The sequence below is a fragment of the Bacillus carboniphilus genome (genome assembly GCF_039522365.1).
Taxonomy (GTDB): Bacteria; Bacillota; Bacilli; order Bacillales; family JC228; genus Bacillus_BF; species Bacillus_BF carboniphilus.
On sequence record NZ_BAAADJ010000053.1, the window covers coordinates 1 to 15,230 of the forward strand.

Annotated in this window: 22 protein-coding genes; 21 read left to right on the forward strand and 1 reads right to left on the reverse strand. The window is 37.4% G+C overall.

Annotation, left to right across the window (positions count from 1 at the left end; translation table 11 throughout):
• Positions 1 to 129: 129 nt before the first annotated feature.
• The 3 genes from ABDZ91_RS15290 to ABDZ91_RS15300 all read left to right on the forward strand — a co-directional run bounded on the left by ABDZ91_RS15290 (position 130) and on the right by ABDZ91_RS15300 (position 4,228).
• The gene (locus ABDZ91_RS15290) at positions 130 to 519 is read left to right on the forward strand and encodes a hypothetical protein (protein WP_343800480.1); all 390 of its coding nucleotides are present in this window, start codon (positions 130 to 132) and stop codon (positions 517 to 519) included.
• A gap of 131 nt (positions 520 to 650) precedes the next feature.
• Positions 651 to 2,402, forward strand: a complete 1,752-nt coding sequence (locus tag ABDZ91_RS15295) for an ABC transporter transmembrane domain-containing protein (protein WP_343800483.1) — start codon at positions 651 to 653, stop codon at positions 2,400 to 2,402.
• Positions 2,402 to 4,228 (forward strand): ABC transporter ATP-binding protein, encoded by a 1,827-nt coding sequence (locus ABDZ91_RS15300; RefSeq protein WP_343800486.1) that lies wholly within the window; start codon positions 2,402 to 2,404, stop codon positions 4,226 to 4,228. Before ABDZ91_RS15295 ends, ABDZ91_RS15300 begins: the two co-directional genes overlap by 1 nt.
• Before the next feature lie 125 nt (positions 4,229 to 4,353).
• Here ABDZ91_RS15300 and ABDZ91_RS15305 read toward each other — a convergent pair whose 3' ends face one another.
• Entirely contained in the window at positions 4,354 to 4,551 is a 198-nt protein-coding gene (locus ABDZ91_RS15305; RefSeq protein WP_343800488.1) for a Spo0E family sporulation regulatory protein-aspartic acid phosphatase, read from the reverse strand.
• Positions 4,552 to 4,809: 258 nt separating this feature from the next.
• On the opposite strand from ABDZ91_RS15305, the gene ABDZ91_RS15310 reads away from it, so the two are divergent.
• The 18 genes from ABDZ91_RS15310 (at position 4,810) to ABDZ91_RS15395 (ending at position 15,209) form a co-directional block, all read left to right on the forward strand.
• A complete protein-coding gene (locus ABDZ91_RS15310; RefSeq protein WP_343800491.1) occupies positions 4,810 to 5,520 on the forward strand; it encodes a cytochrome c biogenesis CcdA family protein in 711 nt (236 codons plus the stop codon).
• Between the two features lie 121 nt (positions 5,521 to 5,641).
• Positions 5,642 to 6,019, forward strand: coding sequence for a response regulator (locus ABDZ91_RS15315; RefSeq protein ID WP_343800493.1), 378 nt, complete (start codon positions 5,642 to 5,644; stop codon positions 6,017 to 6,019).
• A 95-nt stretch (positions 6,020 to 6,114) separates the two neighbouring features.
• Positions 6,115 to 6,600 carry a CcdC family protein gene (locus ABDZ91_RS15320; RefSeq protein WP_343800496.1) on the forward strand — a complete coding sequence of 162 codons (486 nt, stop codon included), beginning with the start codon at positions 6,115 to 6,117 and terminating at the stop codon, positions 6,598 to 6,600.
• A gap of 103 nt (positions 6,601 to 6,703) precedes the next feature.
• Positions 6,704 to 6,934 (forward strand): hypothetical protein, encoded by a 231-nt coding sequence (locus ABDZ91_RS15325; protein WP_343800499.1) that lies wholly within the window; start codon positions 6,704 to 6,706, stop codon positions 6,932 to 6,934.
• Between the two features lie 21 nt (positions 6,935 to 6,955).
• A complete protein-coding gene (locus ABDZ91_RS15330; protein ID WP_343800502.1) occupies positions 6,956 to 7,918 on the forward strand; it encodes a hypothetical protein in 963 nt (320 codons plus the stop codon).
• Between the two features lie 13 nt (positions 7,919 to 7,931).
• The gene (locus tag ABDZ91_RS15335) at positions 7,932 to 8,189 is read left to right on the forward strand and encodes a hypothetical protein (protein WP_343800505.1); all 258 of its coding nucleotides are present in this window, start codon (positions 7,932 to 7,934) and stop codon (positions 8,187 to 8,189) included.
• A 172-nt stretch (positions 8,190 to 8,361) separates the two neighbouring features.
• The gene (locus tag ABDZ91_RS15340) at positions 8,362 to 8,553 is read left to right on the forward strand and encodes a hypothetical protein (protein ID WP_343800508.1); all 192 of its coding nucleotides are present in this window, start codon (positions 8,362 to 8,364) and stop codon (positions 8,551 to 8,553) included.
• Positions 8,554 to 8,882: 329 nt separating this feature from the next.
• The gene (locus ABDZ91_RS15345; RefSeq protein WP_343800511.1) at positions 8,883 to 9,617 is read left to right on the forward strand and encodes a DUF2785 domain-containing protein; all 735 of its coding nucleotides are present in this window, start codon (positions 8,883 to 8,885) and stop codon (positions 9,615 to 9,617) included.
• Between the two features lie 198 nt (positions 9,618 to 9,815).
• The gene (locus ABDZ91_RS15350; protein ID WP_343800514.1) at positions 9,816 to 10,484 is read left to right on the forward strand and encodes a glyoxalase; all 669 of its coding nucleotides are present in this window, start codon (positions 9,816 to 9,818) and stop codon (positions 10,482 to 10,484) included.
• 17 nt (positions 10,485 to 10,501) lie between these two features.
• Positions 10,502 to 10,894 (forward strand): NUDIX hydrolase, encoded by a 393-nt coding sequence (locus tag ABDZ91_RS15355; protein ID WP_343800517.1) that lies wholly within the window; start codon positions 10,502 to 10,504, stop codon positions 10,892 to 10,894.
• Positions 10,895 to 10,985: 91 nt separating this feature from the next.
• Complete coding sequence (locus ABDZ91_RS15360) at positions 10,986 to 11,510, forward strand: GNAT family N-acetyltransferase (protein ID WP_343800520.1); 525 nt, start codon at positions 10,986 to 10,988, stop codon at positions 11,508 to 11,510.
• A gap of 117 nt (positions 11,511 to 11,627) precedes the next feature.
• Positions 11,628 to 12,209: a hypothetical protein gene (locus ABDZ91_RS15365; RefSeq protein ID WP_343800522.1), complete on the forward strand. Its 582-nt coding sequence runs from the start codon at positions 11,628 to 11,630 to the stop codon at positions 12,207 to 12,209.
• 18 nt (positions 12,210 to 12,227) lie between these two features.
• Positions 12,228 to 12,545 carry a hypothetical protein gene (locus tag ABDZ91_RS15370; protein ID WP_343800525.1) on the forward strand — a complete coding sequence of 106 codons (318 nt, stop codon included), beginning with the start codon at positions 12,228 to 12,230 and terminating at the stop codon, positions 12,543 to 12,545.
• Between the two features lie 20 nt (positions 12,546 to 12,565).
• The gene (locus ABDZ91_RS15375; protein WP_343800528.1) at positions 12,566 to 13,636 is read left to right on the forward strand and encodes a hypothetical protein; all 1,071 of its coding nucleotides are present in this window, start codon (positions 12,566 to 12,568) and stop codon (positions 13,634 to 13,636) included.
• Between the two features lie 68 nt (positions 13,637 to 13,704).
• Positions 13,705 to 13,968 (forward strand): hypothetical protein, encoded by a 264-nt coding sequence (locus ABDZ91_RS15380; RefSeq protein ID WP_343800531.1) that lies wholly within the window; start codon positions 13,705 to 13,707, stop codon positions 13,966 to 13,968.
• Between the two features lie 16 nt (positions 13,969 to 13,984).
• A complete protein-coding gene (locus tag ABDZ91_RS15385; protein ID WP_343800534.1) occupies positions 13,985 to 14,476 on the forward strand; it encodes a hypothetical protein in 492 nt (163 codons plus the stop codon).
• Positions 14,477 to 14,548: 72 nt separating this feature from the next.
• The gene (locus ABDZ91_RS15390; RefSeq protein ID WP_343800537.1) at positions 14,549 to 14,890 is read left to right on the forward strand and encodes a hypothetical protein; all 342 of its coding nucleotides are present in this window, start codon (positions 14,549 to 14,551) and stop codon (positions 14,888 to 14,890) included.
• A gap of 19 nt (positions 14,891 to 14,909) precedes the next feature.
• Positions 14,910 to 15,209: a hypothetical protein gene (locus ABDZ91_RS15395; RefSeq protein WP_343800540.1), complete on the forward strand. Its 300-nt coding sequence runs from the start codon at positions 14,910 to 14,912 to the stop codon at positions 15,207 to 15,209.
• Positions 15,210 to 15,230 lie beyond the last annotated feature (21 nt).

The following is a 15,230-nucleotide window of genomic DNA, read 5'->3' on the forward strand; positions in this document are numbered from 1 at the left end:
AATGTACCCGGAGTACTATAAAGGGGTACATGGGAAAGAGTACAAGTTATCGGACATCCACTAGACAAAAAAGGACCGGGCGGTTTTTGCCCGGTTTTTCTTATTGGGGTTTTAGATTTAGTAGTTTCTGTGCCGAATCTGGATGTATATGGAAAATTTGGAACAAAGGCGAGGGTTTCTGTGCCGAATCTAGATAAATATGGAAAATTTGGAACAAAAGTGATGGTTTCTGTGCCGAATCTGGATGTATATGGAAAATACGGAACAAAAGTGAGGGTTTCTGTGCCGAATCTGGATGTATATGGAAAATACGGAACAAAAGTGAGGGTTTCTGTGCCGAATCTGGATGTATATGGAAAATTTGGAACAAAAGCGAGGGTTTCTGTGCCGGATCTGGATGTATATGGAAAATACGGAACAAAGGCGAGGGTTTCTGCACCGAATCTGGATGTATATGGAAAATCCAGAACAAAAGCAAGAGCTTCCCTTCCGAAAAACTGGATACATATGGAAAACTAAGAACAAAAGCAGAATAAGAGTAAGTTTGGAAATCAGAGACAAAAAAATAAAATTATTACAATCTTTTTACTTTAAAAAAGTTTTGGTAAACTTATATGGTGCGATTTGGAATGACAGTGGAGGAAAAAAACATGAGGGTATTTTTAGAATTAGGATGGTTTTTTAAACAGGAGAAAAGGGCTTATATTTCTGGCGTACTTGTCTTACTGTTTGTAGCTGTCCTACAATTAGTGCCACCCCGCATTGTTGGGTTGGTGGTAGATGAGATTATTCAAAATGAAATTACGGTAAATGGATTACTGATTTGGGTGGGCCTTCTTGTACTAAGTGGTTTAGCCATGTATGTGCTCCGATATGTATGGAGAATTAAAATCTTTGGTTCCGCTGTTAAGCTGGCTAGACAGCTTCGCGAGACGTTGTATCATCACTTTACAACGATGACTTCTGCCTTTTATCAAAGAAAAAGAGTGGGAGACCTAATGGCTCATGCCACGAATGATTTAAGTGCCATTCAGCAGACAGCAGGATCTGGAGTTTTGACCTTAGTGGACTCATTAGCAACAGGTGGGTCGGTCATTTTAGCAATGGGGTTCACGATTAGCTGGAAGCTTACGTTAATTGCTTTAATTCCACTACCGTTTATGGCGATTTTAACGAGCTATTACGGTCATTTATTACACAAAAAGTTTAAGTCAGCCCAGGAAGCTTTTTCTTCTTTAAATGATAAGACGCAAGAAAGTGTGAATGGGGTTAAAGTTATTAAAACGTTTGGACAGGAAGAAGAAGAAGTTGAATCGTTCCGTGAGCAATCTGAAGATGTGGTGCAAAAGAACATCGCAGTTGCCAAAATTGATGCACTTTTTGATCCAACGATTTCTATTATTATAGGAATCTCTTACTTCTTAACGATCGTATTTGGTTCACGATTTGTGATGAATGGTGAAATGACAATAGGGGATTTAGTTGCCTTCACTACCTATTTAAGTCTTTTAGTATGGCCAATGTTAGCATTTGGATGGCTGTTTAACATTGTGGAGAGAGGGAGAGCCTCTTATCAACGTGTTAGAAGTTTACTAGATGAAGTACCTGAGATTGTAGACTTACCAGGTGCTGTGGACACAACACCTACTGGAGACATTGAAGTGAAACTTACTCGTTTCTCCTATCCAAATGAAACAGACATGGCATTACATGATATTGAATTCAGCTTGGAAAAGGGGCAAACCTTAGGAATTGTTGGGAAAACCGGTGCAGGAAAGACTTCCTTACTTAAATTACTACTTCGTGAATTCGAAGGGTACGAGGGTGAAATTGTAGTGGGTGGAAAGTCTATTAAACAATATAAATTAGAAGCCCTACGCAGTGCATATGGGTATGTTCCTCAGGACCACTTCTTATTCTCGAGTACGGTTAGCGATAATATTTCCTTTGCAAGACCGAATGCAACCCAGGAAGAAATTTGGGAAGCAAGCCGCACAGCTTGTATCCATGATGATATTCTTGAGTTTTCGGAAGGCTATGAAACGATTGTGGGAGAAAGAGGGGTTTCCCTTTCAGGTGGTCAAAAGCAAAGAATATCCATTGCGCGTTCCATCTTAATGGATCCGGAGATTTTAATTTTGGATGACTCCTTATCAGCAGTGGATGCCAAAACAGAGGAAGCAATCTTGACTGCTCTTCGAAACAATCGCGAGCAGAAAACGACTATTATAACGGCACATCGTTTGAGTGCGATACAACATGCTGACCTCATTATCGTCTTGGATAACGGTACGATTGTAGAAAGAGGCAATCATGCAAAGTTAATGGAACAAGGCGGATGGTATAAAGAGATGTATCTTCGTCAGCAGTTAGAGTCTTTAGTGGAGCACGGAGGTAAGTGATGGAGAAGACACGATCAATGACAGGTAAAGAACAGACAGTTGTGTTAAAGCGGTTATTAACATATGCAAAGCCACATTGGAAAATGATTGTGGCCGCATTTGGACTTCTCCTCATTATGACTCTAGGGGACATATTGGGTCCGGTATTAGTTAAGATTTTCATCGATGATCACTTAACACCATTTATATTAGATAATCAATCACTTGCTGTAAATGCATTGATAGCACTCGGGGCAGGTTTTATTTCGATTCAGATTTTGAATGCGGTAGCCTCTTATTTTCAGCTGTATCAATTTCAAAAAATAGCGCTGAAAATCATTCAAGCTATCCGAGTTGATGTGTTTCAAAAGGTACATTCATTAGGGTTAAAATTTTTTGATCGAACACCAGCAGGTAGTCTTGTATCAAGGGTGACCAACGATACAGAAGCGATTAAGGATATGTTTGTATCCGTTTTGATTTCATTTGTACAAAGCTTTTTCCTCATGATTGGGGTATTTATTACTATGTTTATTTTAAACGTAAAGTTAGCACTATTTTGCTTGTTTACGTTACCAGTTTTGTATCTCATCATGAGGTCGTATCGAAAGCTTAGTTCCAGAATTTATTCGGATTTACGGGAAAGATTGAGTCAGCTTAACGCAAAGCTAAGTGAATCGTTACAAGGGATGTCCATTATCCAGGTATTCCGTCAAGAGAAGCGTTTACGTAAGGAGTTTGAAGACATCAATAACAAGCATTTCGCAGCCGGTGTGAAAAACTTAAAAGTGGATGCTCTTCTTTTAAGACCAGCGATTGACCTTGTGTACATTGCAGCTCTAGTCGTTGTATTAAGTTTTTTCAGTATTACTTCTTTAAATAATCCGGTGGAAGTAGGGGTGCTTTATGCATTTATTACCTACTTAGATCGTTTCTTTGAACCCGTGAACCAAGTGATGAGTCGAATGACATTCTTCCAACAAGCTATCGTTGCAGCATCACGGATTTTCACGCTTATGGACGAAAAAGAGCATGCACCAAGTCAACTTTCTGCCAATGAAAAGAGTATTACTTCTGGAGATATTCAATTCGACAAGGTGAGCTTTTCATATGATGGTAAAAGAGATGTGTTAAAAAATATCTCTTTTACAGCCAAAGCCGGTGAAACTGTTGCGTTAGTGGGGCATACAGGTAGTGGGAAAAGCTCCATCATAAACTTACTCATGCGCTTTTACGAGTTTGAACGTGGAGATATCAAAATTGATGGAACATCCATAAAAAATCTCGAAAAAAATGAGCTGAGAGATAAAATGGGGCTCGTCTTACAGGACCCGTTCTTGTTTTATGGAACCATCAAAGAAAATATAAAGCTTCATAAATACGATATGACAGAAGAAGAAGTCATTGAGGCTGCAAAGTTTGTTCAAGCCAATACATTTATTGAAAAACTTGAAGATGACTATGATCATATTGTAACGGAAAGAGGTTCTACCTTCTCGAGTGGGCAAAGGCAACTGATTGCTTTTGCGAGAACCATTGCATACAATCCGCAAATCTTAGTATTGGATGAGGCAACGGCCAACATTGATACGGAAACAGAAGAAGCCATTCAGGTGGCTTTAAAGAGAATGAGAGAAGGGCGTACAACGATTGCCATTGCACATCGACTTTCTACCATTCAAGATGCGGAACAAATTCTAGTGCTACATCAGGGTGAGATTGTGGAACGTGGAAATCATCAAGAACTACTAGCTAAAAAAGGCCTTTACTACAAAATGTACATTTTACAGAATGGTTCTGGTGCTAACTTGGAAGACGCAGTAGCGCAAACAGAAGGAGTAGAATAAAGCATAGAAAAAAGACTGGGGTTAAAACACCCCAGTCTTTTTCTATATAGAAGGACAGGAAACACCCTTTTGGGCCGATCGGCTCCTGTTTTTTATTTGTTGAACAGGCTGAAATAATGGTCTATTCATCGAGAACCAGTAATGGATGATTCTTGTTGTGTATGTTTTTGATAATATTTGTAGTTATATTCATTGAGTAGTCGATCAAGTTCTTGGCTATAACGAATGGCAAGATTAGAACTCAATCCAGATTGGTTGACAATTCTAATCAATTCTTCTCGTTTTTGTTCGATAGCTTCTGCTAATAGAGTGTGATTGGTCACAAATAAAACCCTCTCGATTGATTCTAGTCATTCTCCTAATATTAGGGAATAAAAGTATACTCCATAGTATAAAGCATGAACGTTCGCTTTCATAGGAAAAATTTCACCGGTCTTATATTATTCCCAAAAATTTCTCAATCTAAACAAAAACCAAAGAGTCACAAAATATTCAAATCCATTTCTTTCAACTTTAGGTGCTTAACGTGTACAATTAGTTTATGTTTACGAGTAAATAAGATTAAGAAGGAGGAGAGCAGCTTGAATGAGCTCAATTTATTTTTAGCCTTTGGAGCTGGTTTTTTAAGTTTTATCTCACCTTGCTGTCTTCCGTTATATCCTGCATTCCTCTCATATATTACAGGAATGTCTGTAGGTGAATTGAAACAGGAAAATGCCATGTTAAGTCGAAGAAGTATATTACATACACTGTTCTTTTTAATTGGGTTTTCCATTATCTTTATAGCAATTGGTTTCAGTACCACGTTAATAGGTGAATTCTTCTATCAATATCAAGATTTGATTCGGCAATTAGGAGCTATTTTTATTATCCTATTTGGACTTGTACTAGTCGGTATGTTTACGCCAAAGTTCTTGATGAAAGATCACCGATTTGAGTTTAAAAATAAACCAGGTGGATATATAGGTTCTATCCTTATTGGAATGGCGTTTGCAGCAGGTTGGACCCCTTGCTCTGGTCCGATTTTAGGGGCGGTACTTGTGCTAGCAGCTCAAAATCCAAGCAGTGGTGTTCTTTATATGACTGCCTATGTTCTAGGTTTTGCACTTCCGTTCTTTATCCTGTCATTCTTTGTTGGAAAAATGGGATGGATTCGAAAGCACAATGCCAAAATCATTAAAGTTGGCGGGTACCTCATGATTTTGATGGGGGTTATTCTCTTCTTTGATTGGATGACTCAAATCATTAGTATCCTATCTATGTTAGTGCCTGGAGATTTTCAAGGCTTCTAAAATGCGAAATTTGTCATATTATCTAAGTTGAATAATTCTAGTACTTTAGATATAGTTAAAATAAGAGTTAATTCATTCGACCTATCCGGAATCAAAGGTGAGAGGGGTCATAATTTAGAATATGGCAACTATACTAATTGTCGATGATGCGAAATTTATGAGAATGACATTACGGAACATATTCGAAGAAGCGAATCATACCATTGTTGGAGAAGCACAAACAGGCAAAGAATCCATTGATTTATATAAGGAATTACAACCGGATTTGGTCACGATGGATATTACAATGCCAGAAATGGACGGAATTGAAGCAGTTAAAAGAATAAGAGAAATCGATCCCAACGCAACGATTATTATGTGTTCAGCTCTAGGGCAATCACGTCTGGTACTAGAAGCCATAGAAGCAGGAGCAGTTGACTTTATCGTAAAACCATTCGAGAAAGAAAGAGTTATGGAAGCTGTGGATCGTGCCTTGCGTCATGAAGCAAATTTTTCATGATGCTTTTTTTTGCCCATAAATGCAGCATAGAGGTTGGTAACTTGACTATAGAAGGTCTATAATAGGGAAGAAATCAAATTAGAGGATGAAGGATTATGCTACTAGAATCAACCATCATTGCAATAGTCATGAGCATACTAGTGATTTTCATTCGGCTCAAGGCATCACAAAAGCCGGTCAATGCTAAGAAGATCATACTGCCTCCATTCTTTATGAGTACTGGAGTCATCATGTATGTGTTTCCATATTTTAGAATTACACCAACAGAAATGTTAGAAGCCGTATTACTGGGGTTATTCTTCTCCATTTTCTTAATCAAAACTTCTAACTTTCAGGTAGTTGATCGAGAAATCTACTTAAAGAGATCTAAAGCATTTGGGTTCATTCTAATTGGTTTGTTACTAGTTCGTATTGTACTCAAGTTAATATTAAGCTCTTCCATTGATGTTGGAGAACTAAGTGGTATGTTTTGGCTCATTGCCTTTTGTATGATTGTTCCTTGGCGAGTTACGATGTATGTGCAGTATCGCAGAATTGAAGCTAGATTAAATAGAGGCACACTTACAACCGAAACAATCTAACATTATTGTCACGATTAAGAGAAAAATTCAATACTATACAACTAAGAACGCATGACTTTCAACACGAAGGGGTCATGTGTTTTTTTATGAGGAGGAAAAATGTATGGAGGAGTATAAGGGATATAGAGCTTACAATGAAGAAGATTTTTTGAATCATTTTACAGCGAGAAGGGGACGACCAGATAGTCCTAACAATGCCATAGAAGGTCCGATGATTTATGAAATGTTGGACCTCAGGGAGGGGACTCCAAAAATGGAGAATTTTAGCAGTAAAGAGGAATACTTTAGAAGAAGGAGAATCCCAGTAGTTTTAGGGTTTTCTTATATCAAATGATAATAGGAATGGGGGATGGGGTTGAAAAGATGGGTTGTGGCATTATTTTTAATATTACTTTTATTTACTCCAATGATTTGGTGGTATTTTCAGGCACCAATAGCTAGTGGCTTATATCCTGAAAAGGGAGCTGGTTCCATTGTATTAGAGGAAAGTATCCTTGAGAATACAGCAGATTTAGTGTTGCCTGCTGTATGGATAAGGTCTTCCCCTTGGGAAGACCCACCTAATATAGAGCATGTTGAACTGGTTGGACAAAATGGAGGCACGATTGGTACCATTGATGGTGAGTACACTCTTAGGGTGGATCCGGAAACACCCTGGCATCAAAGGGTGGTTACCACCCAAATCGAAATGACCGTGAACGGAGAAATTATAGCCAGAAAAGGTGGGAAATCAATAACACCTTTGTCAAACACTCTTGAGTCGGAATATCTTATCGAGGAATTAAACCTATCATTCGAAGGTGAATCTTTATCTTTTCCGATGACGAATACTTATAAAATTCATACGATTATAGAAAACCGGGGATACTCCTCAGGATTTTGGCGCCAGGAAGGCATGATGTACCTCTATGATCAAGAGATAGAGGAAAGAATGGGTATCATCATTAATTTAAGGGGACCAAGCACGGCAAAACTTGAAGAAATAATCTTCTGGCTTCCAGGCATGCCTGATGATTACTACATGCAATATCCACGTTATTCCTATGAGGATACATTAGATGATTACCTTAATAATGACACATTTGAAGGAAAACCACTTACAGTACCATTCACCTTCACAAAACCAAATGCTCTCATTTATCTTCCCTTCACAGAAGAAATGAAGGAAAAAATGAAAGGAGCCAAGGTATATCTCCTTCCGTACTTTACATTTTCTACTTCCGATAATCAGGTTTATCATACTGGTGGTGGAGGAAGTGTTGGCCGATGGGGACAGGATATAGATTGGAAAGAGAAACTAATCATGCCTATAGAATAAAAAGGGGGAGACCATGGATTTTCTGATTAACTTATTTGATTATCTTTTTTCCAATAAGAAAACGCTAGTCTACACGACTCATAGTCAGAAGCAATACTACAAAATCGTAGCGAAACTAAAGGCTGCATCTGTTAAATATAGAGTAGCTACTACTTCAAACCTTTCTGCCCATGGCAGTTCTTATAGCGACATGGGGACAGAATATAAGTTTTATGTAAAAGAAGAGGATGAGAGTTTGGCACAACAAGCGATTCATAATGGAGGAAAATAGGACGTTTCTACATTGGGTAGGAACGTTTTTTCCTTGGAAAAACTGTATATTTCGTTACGGGCTACGAAATAATAACAACGATTGCATATACAAGCGGGAGTGGCAGTGGTACAGATAATTGCAACATTGAAGGCTATAGATCCAAATCATACAAGAAAAGGAGGAATGCTTCTTGTTTAGTCTTCGGAAAAAAATCACTACATTATTCTGGATTGCCGTTGGGGGGTTAGTTTTAACAACCATTTATACAGCTGTCTTAGCACAGCAGGGAGTTGAAACGAAAAAAATGATTACATATAACTATAAGACCAATAAACATAAAAATAAGAGTGAAGATGAACAGGATGAAGACGCCTCAGTATGAAAAGCGGGGCGTTTTTTTGTTGAGTTCTGATAAAGGTGGTGTGAGTTCTGAAAAAAGGATGCTGAGTTCTGAAAAAGAGGTGCAGAGTTCTGAAAAAAGGGTGCTGAGTTCTGAAAAATAGGTGCAGAGTTCTGAAAAAAGGGTGCTGAGTTCAGATAACAGCTGCCAACTTCGGATAACTCAGAAATAAAATTAGTAAAATGCTTCATCAAAGTCTCTTTATGCGCTACCATCGTCGTTGATTAACACCTCATTCATTTAAAACATACCTAATTAACTAGAAAAATTTAGTAAACTAAATAGAAGAAAATAAAAACAGAGGTATAAAGATGAATCTTAAGGCGCAGTTAAGACAGTTCAATGAGATGGACACCATTGAACTAAAAAAAATAAAAATAGACGACTTAGTAAATAAAATGTTAGAACAAATCGGTACAACAGACTCAGAGTTAAGGGACTCTTTGATTTACTCGACATTTGTAAGACTGATCAACGAAGAGATATTGACAGAACAACAAATGATTGATGTTCTCGAGGTCTGCATAAGTGACAGTCATTTATTTTTCAAGATTGGAGAAGAAAACGCAGATTCAGTTTTTACACGTTCTTTTTCCGCATTAGTTGTGGCTGCTATTATTTCTAAAGATTTGAAATCTAGGTTTCTTACAGAAGCCATGGTTATGGATTGTTTTGAAAAAAGCATTCAGTATGTCGTCGGAGAGCGGGATGTTAGAGGGTTCGTAAAAGGAAAAGGCTGGGCGCATAGCATGGCTCACGGAGCTGATTTAATGGTTGCAGCTGTGGGGCATCCACTTATTGAGAAGCACAAGACAACAGTATGCCTAGTAGCCATCAAAGAAGCTTTGTTTAAGGGAAGTGTTTATACAGATGATGAAGATGAACGGTTTCTATTTGTTATAGACCATCTAATAGTTAAAGATGTTGAAGAGGAAAAATTGATAGGTTGGATAGACACACTATACCAACAATTAGAGGACGTTCATGCACTGAATGGTTTTAGTAACAATATTTTTATGCTAGAACTAATGTCCAAAATTTCCTGAAGTCCTTATATTTCCGATTGGTGAATCTAGATTGGGGTAGAGGAGTTAGAAACAAAATTGAAGACGTCATTAAAATCCTTTATCAAAAGGTATATGGCTGATACATCCAAAGACTGACCGTAATTACAACTTTCCTCTAATGAATAAATGTCTAATAGACCCTATTCTTAAATACAGAAAGATTGAGGAGGTTTCTTCATGTATTTTAAAAGTGTGACTCTATCTACATCCAAGCTAGAGGCTCTGAAGAATTTTTATGTAGATACATTAGGAATAGAAATGGTGACCGAGAATGAAGGGGAATTTTCCTTGAAAATTGGGAGAAGTGAGTTAACGTTTGTTTCATGTAGCTCTAATCATAATCCTTTTTACCATTTTGCAATAACGATTTCAGGGGAACATTTTAGTCAAGCTAAAAAGTGGGCTCAATCAAAAGTTCAGCTTAACAAAGAAGATAACGAGGATGAAGTGTATTTTAAGTTTTTAGATGCTCACTCCTTTTATTTTGAAGACCCAGCAGGAAATGTAGTGGAATTTATTGGGCGGAATTCAATGAATGCGGATCAATCGAGTTTTTCAATGAAGAGCCTACTTGATTTAAGTGAGGTTAACATAACGGTTGAGGATGTTCTGGACAAGGGGAGAGCTATGCTTCAAGAAGGTTTTAGTGAGATATTCAACCAGCCCCTAGAGCCAGATAGTCTAAATTTTTTAGGAAATCGGGATGCGTATTTCCTATTGGGACCGGTGGGGAGAACCTGGTATTTTTCCAATCAGTTAGCGGAAAGTCATCCAGTTACAGTTGAATTAGATACTGGTAGGGTGGTTTCCTTAGACCATGAAGGGGAACTGAAAATTAGGAAGTGAACCAAAGGAGCTGTACGATGAAGAGAAATAGAGGAGCCGTTATCATACAAAGCAATAATAAAGTATTGCTTATTAAAAGAAAGAGAGAAAACCAGGTTTATTATGTGTTTCCAGGTGGTGGAATTGAAAAAGGGGAGACAGCTGAAGAAGCGGCCAAACGGGAAGCCTTAGAAGAGCTTGGGGTAAGAGTGAATATTCATGAGTGTCTCCAAGAAGTAGAGCACAATGGAACCCAATACTATTTTCGTGCTGAGATTCTAGAAGGTGAAATTGGAACAGGAGTAGGAGAAGAGTTTACTGATCAGACTCGGAACCGTGGGAGCTATCATCCCATGTGGATAGATGTTACTCATCTAACTTCAATAGGTGTACGGCCGAGAGAAGTTGCTGATAGAATACTAGAAAGTTAAGTATTACAACCCTGACCGTCAAAAAAAGGAAAAACCCGTCTTCATAACGAATAACATAGAGTTCGCATTTTAAAACTTGGGGGCACCTAGAATGATTATTAACACGGACAGATTAACGATTCGGAAATTTGTTATGGATGATTGGAAATCGGTGTATGAGTATACATCTAATGCTGATGTCATGGAGTATATTCCAGAAGGAGTTTTTTCAGAATCAGACGCACAAGCTTTTGTGTTGAAAAATAGCGGAGATGATGCTAAGAAGTTTCCAGTTTTACTCAAAGACCAAAATGAGTTAATCGGCCATATCGTTTTTGAAAAATATTTTGGGGATCACACTTATGAAATTGGCTGGGTGTTTAATCCGAAGTTTTATAATAAAGGGTTTGCATCTGAGGCAGCTTATGCGGTATTAGATTACGGATTTAACGAGTTAAAATTACACCGAATCATAGCCACGTGCCAGCCTGAAAATATTGGTTCTTATCGAGTGATGGAGAAGATCGGGATGAGAAAAGAAGGACACTTTAAGAAGTGTATTCCGAGTGGTGACGAGTGGTGGGATGAATATTATTATGCAATTCTAAAGGAAGAATGGGATATGAAGAATTCATAAAGTCCAAACACTGGGAACAGAGCCCCAGTGTTTTTTCATGAAAAACGAAATTAACGCCAAAACTATTGGAATTTAATGTTAAAATTAAAGTGTTACCACTTATTGGGAGGTATTTGATTGAGTAAGCTATTTTATATTTTAGTTTTACTTTCCCTTATGTTCGTTTTATCAGCTTGTGCTTCTGAAGAAGATTTAACAAAACAAATAGAAGAGTTAGACTATGACGTTATTCATATAGAAGAGGTTAAAGAGGGTGTTGTGGTTTTTCATAAACCAGAGAACGTAGGTGAAGACCAAACTGTGTCATCGATGGGTGCTCATTTTATTAAACAGAACCCTTTTGAATGGGAAGTGACGAATGACCAAGGAACTTATATGTCTGGTATAGATAAACCAATCTTTAGCCAATATCTATTAAAGTCAGATAAAACCTCACCATTCCCTATGCTTTATGGGGAAATCAAAGACCCTATTATTCACATCGTTAGGGTAGTGAACGAACAGGACCCATCTACCTATGAAGAAGCCACCGTCATGGAAAGGAATGGTCATCGTTTTTGGTACCTATTCTTAGAAGCACCCACAGACCCCACCACTTTTGAAGTTCAAGGACTTTCTAAAGACCAAGTCGTCCTCACATCCATAACCAATGCAGACCTATTAGAGAGTTATAGTAGTTCAGGGTCATCGGAGGAATAGATAGAAAGGTAGATGAGAATGATAGAGTTATTAAAAGGGAAGTTTGTTAAGCCAGACGTTAGCTTAATAAGAACGCCCTATTTTTACTTCCAATATCCTCATGAGCCTAGGAAGCTAGAAATGTTAGCGGACTTAATCATAAAATATCAAGAAATAATAGCAGATTTACGTTACTACGAGTCTTATAGTACTTTTTCCCAACGAGAACGATTGCTGTTTAATGAGTTAGGAATCAAAGTGGCTAAGTTGGAAATAGATACTAATTATATCAATTATAAAGATATCCAAAATAATGAACTAATGACAAATTCACAAGAGAATACCAAGAAAAAATAGAAGTTTGGGACGATGATTATTTGCAAGGACTACTAGTCGCAGGTGTTGGTGTAGATCCTTTCGACCCTGATATTTATATTTTTTATAAGGATGATGGGACTTGGAGTTTTGGTACCTATCTAAGTCTAGTTAGTTCTGATGAAGTTAGGGTGAGATTGTTTACTTCTAGTATCGAATATCGGGAAGGCAAAAGAGAAGATGTAAGGAATATTGAACACCTTCTGTACTCCTGTTATGACTATGGAAGTGAACGTGACTCTTTTACATATTTTAAAAGAGGATTGGATAGTTCCCAGCAAGTCAGCTTGGTTACAGCATATAAATTAAATGTGTTGGTGGGGGCTGTTACTGCCTGGAGAACAAGATTCCATCCTAACTGTACGTATTTTTCTATGGCTGCCTTACCATTTATTCAAAATGAGAACATCTATAAAGTGTTCTTACAGCGAATACAGAATGCCCATGATGTGAAGTTTCCACTTCAAACTTCTTTGTGGGAAACTTCTCATGGTCTGAAGTTATTCTTAGAAAAAAGTGGATTTCGTTTGATTCGAAAAACAGTTACTCCTTTATTAGATATATCTAATGTTGATCCAGTTGACCAATTCCTCTTAGATATACAGGTGATTCACCATCAATATTCCGTTATGACTCTAAGAGAAGCCTATACAAATCATGACCTAATTGATCAATTTATAGCATTGGTAAAAGCGACATATGAGAAAACACATACCGCCAACCCTCTTGGAGTCCATGATCGTAAACAATGGGAGAAACTAGTCTTTTCAAGCGATACCCTATTAGATGGTAGTTTTATTGCTATAAAAGATAATGAAGTTGTGGCATTTGCTCTTTTACATCATCCGACCAGGGAGCATAAATTGGAATTAGGTTGGAGAGGGGCGAAGCTTAGAGAAGAAGCTAGCCAATTAGTTATCTTATTAACAAACTATCAAATAAAGTATGCTAGGAAAAATCGTTTCTTCCGACTTGAAGCAGAAATTGATGATACAGATGAATATGCAATGGAAATGCTGAAGTATTTTCCGTTTGCACCTGCACCTGCATGGTTGACTTATCAAAAGGGGTAAAGCTGGTATACATCCAAAAGGGGAAGACACAAGGAGTGCGCCATTTCATGTGTTAAGGGGTGGGATAATTGGAATTTATTTATGTTTTACTAGGGTTTATCTTGCTTTCTCTGATTCTAAAAATAATTCAAGTTCAGCTGCGAATCCGGGTTGACTTTAATTTTTGGCTATTTTTTGTTTTGTTGTTAGTTGGAACTGCTGCAGGGATTATTGGATTCCTCTTTGATTTAGGTAGTATGAAGCTATTTATGGTAGGGTATGGATATTTGCTTGCTTTAGGGTCTGTGTTGAGTTTGATGGTTTCTTTTATTTGGGAGAAGAATAAAGGGTAGTGTTTAGGAGGTTAAGATGATTAAAGGAATAAAAACAGTAATAATATTGATTTTTATACCATTAGTTACTGGATACATACTAAATAGAGTGGCACTTTACTTCTTTATGCCGCCGATTATTTCACAAATTATCTTTACTGCATTTTGGTTTTGGGTGGGTTATAGATTCACTCTGCTACCATGGAATAAGCTGAAGAGTTTTATTGTGGGAAACAGCATTTGGCTTTTATCCCTCCTATTATTCATTTGGCAGTTCGTTGTTCTAGATGATGAATCTAGAAATCTTATACTAGCGGGTCTTTCGCAGAACTATATTGTTGGCTTTCTCTGGTCTGGGGTTAAATGGGCATCTGTTATGTATGATAGTCAACTTACAACCTTAAACGTTACGATTTCTTCCTTTATTTTTATGTTTCTCACGTTCACAGTAGGGTTTATTTACTCATGGGTAAAACAATATAGAGATGCAGTAAATGAAAAGATTACAATGGGTAAATCAATGGAGTAAAAATACAAAAATATGAAACATTCCTCATTTCAAACCGTATGTTAGTTACATCCTTTAGATCGAGGTGATGGCATGCAAGTCCAATATGAATCTAGTAAACAAACCAAGGTTGTTATAAAAAGAGAATGGTCAACGAGGTTCCTACTCAATGTTATAGGAGGCTTTCTTTTTGTAGGGCTGATGGTGACGATGTTTACCGTACCTTACTCAATTGACCAAAACGGAATATATCAAATGCAAGAGGCAGTTTTAAGTGGAAAGAAACTAAAGGAATTTATTGCATTTACAGTGAGTGCTGCTTGCACTTATTTTCTTTTAGTTAATTTATATGTTTGGGGCAAGCTGGGGAAGAAGATTGTATATTTGATTTTACTTGCTATTTGCATATTTTGTATGGTTCAAGTCTTTATATAATATTTTTGGGGGGCTGAGTATGGAAGAGGAAGTTAGAATGATTATGTTCTTTGGCTTAATGATTATCTCCCTCATACTTTCCATTGGTACTGCCCTGTGGGTGATTATCAAAACCCATAATTTCTGGCAATCTACTATAATTGGGACAGTGATAACCATTACAATCCTTGGATGTGCAAGTTATTGGTGGTTTGAAACGGATACTGACGGAATTAGTGCAGGGCTTGGAGTTATATACTACTTAATCGCTATGGGAGTTACAATCCTATTAAATTTTATTGTATTATCAGTATATAAGTCTAAAAGAATTCAAGGCTAATAAATTATAAACCCTCGTTGA

Excerpts from the sequence above, each read along its gene's own strand:
- ABDZ91_RS15295 (WP_343800483.1), top strand. The coding sequence starts at position 651 with ATGAGGGTATTTTTAGAATTAGGATGGTTTTTTAAACAGGAGAAAAGG.
- ABDZ91_RS15300 (WP_343800486.1), top strand. The coding sequence starts at position 2,402 with ATGGAGAAGACACGATCAATGACAGGTAAAGAACAGACAGTTGTGTTA.
- ABDZ91_RS15315 (WP_343800493.1), top strand. The coding sequence starts at position 5,642 with ATGGCAACTATACTAATTGTCGATGATGCGAAATTTATGAGAATGACA.
- ABDZ91_RS15320 (WP_343800496.1), top strand. The coding sequence starts at position 6,115 with ATGCTACTAGAATCAACCATCATTGCAATAGTCATGAGCATACTAGTG.
- ABDZ91_RS15325 (WP_343800499.1), top strand. The coding sequence starts at position 6,704 with ATGGAGGAGTATAAGGGATATAGAGCTTACAATGAAGAAGATTTTTTG.
- ABDZ91_RS15335 (WP_343800505.1), top strand. The coding sequence starts at position 7,932 with ATGGATTTTCTGATTAACTTATTTGATTATCTTTTTTCCAATAAGAAA.
- ABDZ91_RS15345 (WP_343800511.1), top strand. The coding sequence starts at position 8,883 with ATGAATCTTAAGGCGCAGTTAAGACAGTTCAATGAGATGGACACCATT.
- ABDZ91_RS15350 (WP_343800514.1), top strand. The coding sequence starts at position 9,816 with ATGTATTTTAAAAGTGTGACTCTATCTACATCCAAGCTAGAGGCTCTG.
- ABDZ91_RS15355 (WP_343800517.1), top strand. The coding sequence starts at position 10,502 with ATGAAGAGAAATAGAGGAGCCGTTATCATACAAAGCAATAATAAAGTA.
- ABDZ91_RS15360 (WP_343800520.1), top strand. The coding sequence starts at position 10,986 with ATGATTATTAACACGGACAGATTAACGATTCGGAAATTTGTTATGGAT.
- ABDZ91_RS15370 (WP_343800525.1), top strand. The coding sequence starts at position 12,228 with ATGATAGAGTTATTAAAAGGGAAGTTTGTTAAGCCAGACGTTAGCTTA.
- ABDZ91_RS15385 (WP_343800534.1), top strand. The coding sequence starts at position 13,985 with ATGATTAAAGGAATAAAAACAGTAATAATATTGATTTTTATACCATTA.
- ABDZ91_RS15390 (WP_343800537.1), top strand. The coding sequence starts at position 14,549 with ATGCAAGTCCAATATGAATCTAGTAAACAAACCAAGGTTGTTATAAAA.
- ABDZ91_RS15395 (WP_343800540.1), top strand. The coding sequence starts at position 14,910 with ATGGAAGAGGAAGTTAGAATGATTATGTTCTTTGGCTTAATGATTATC.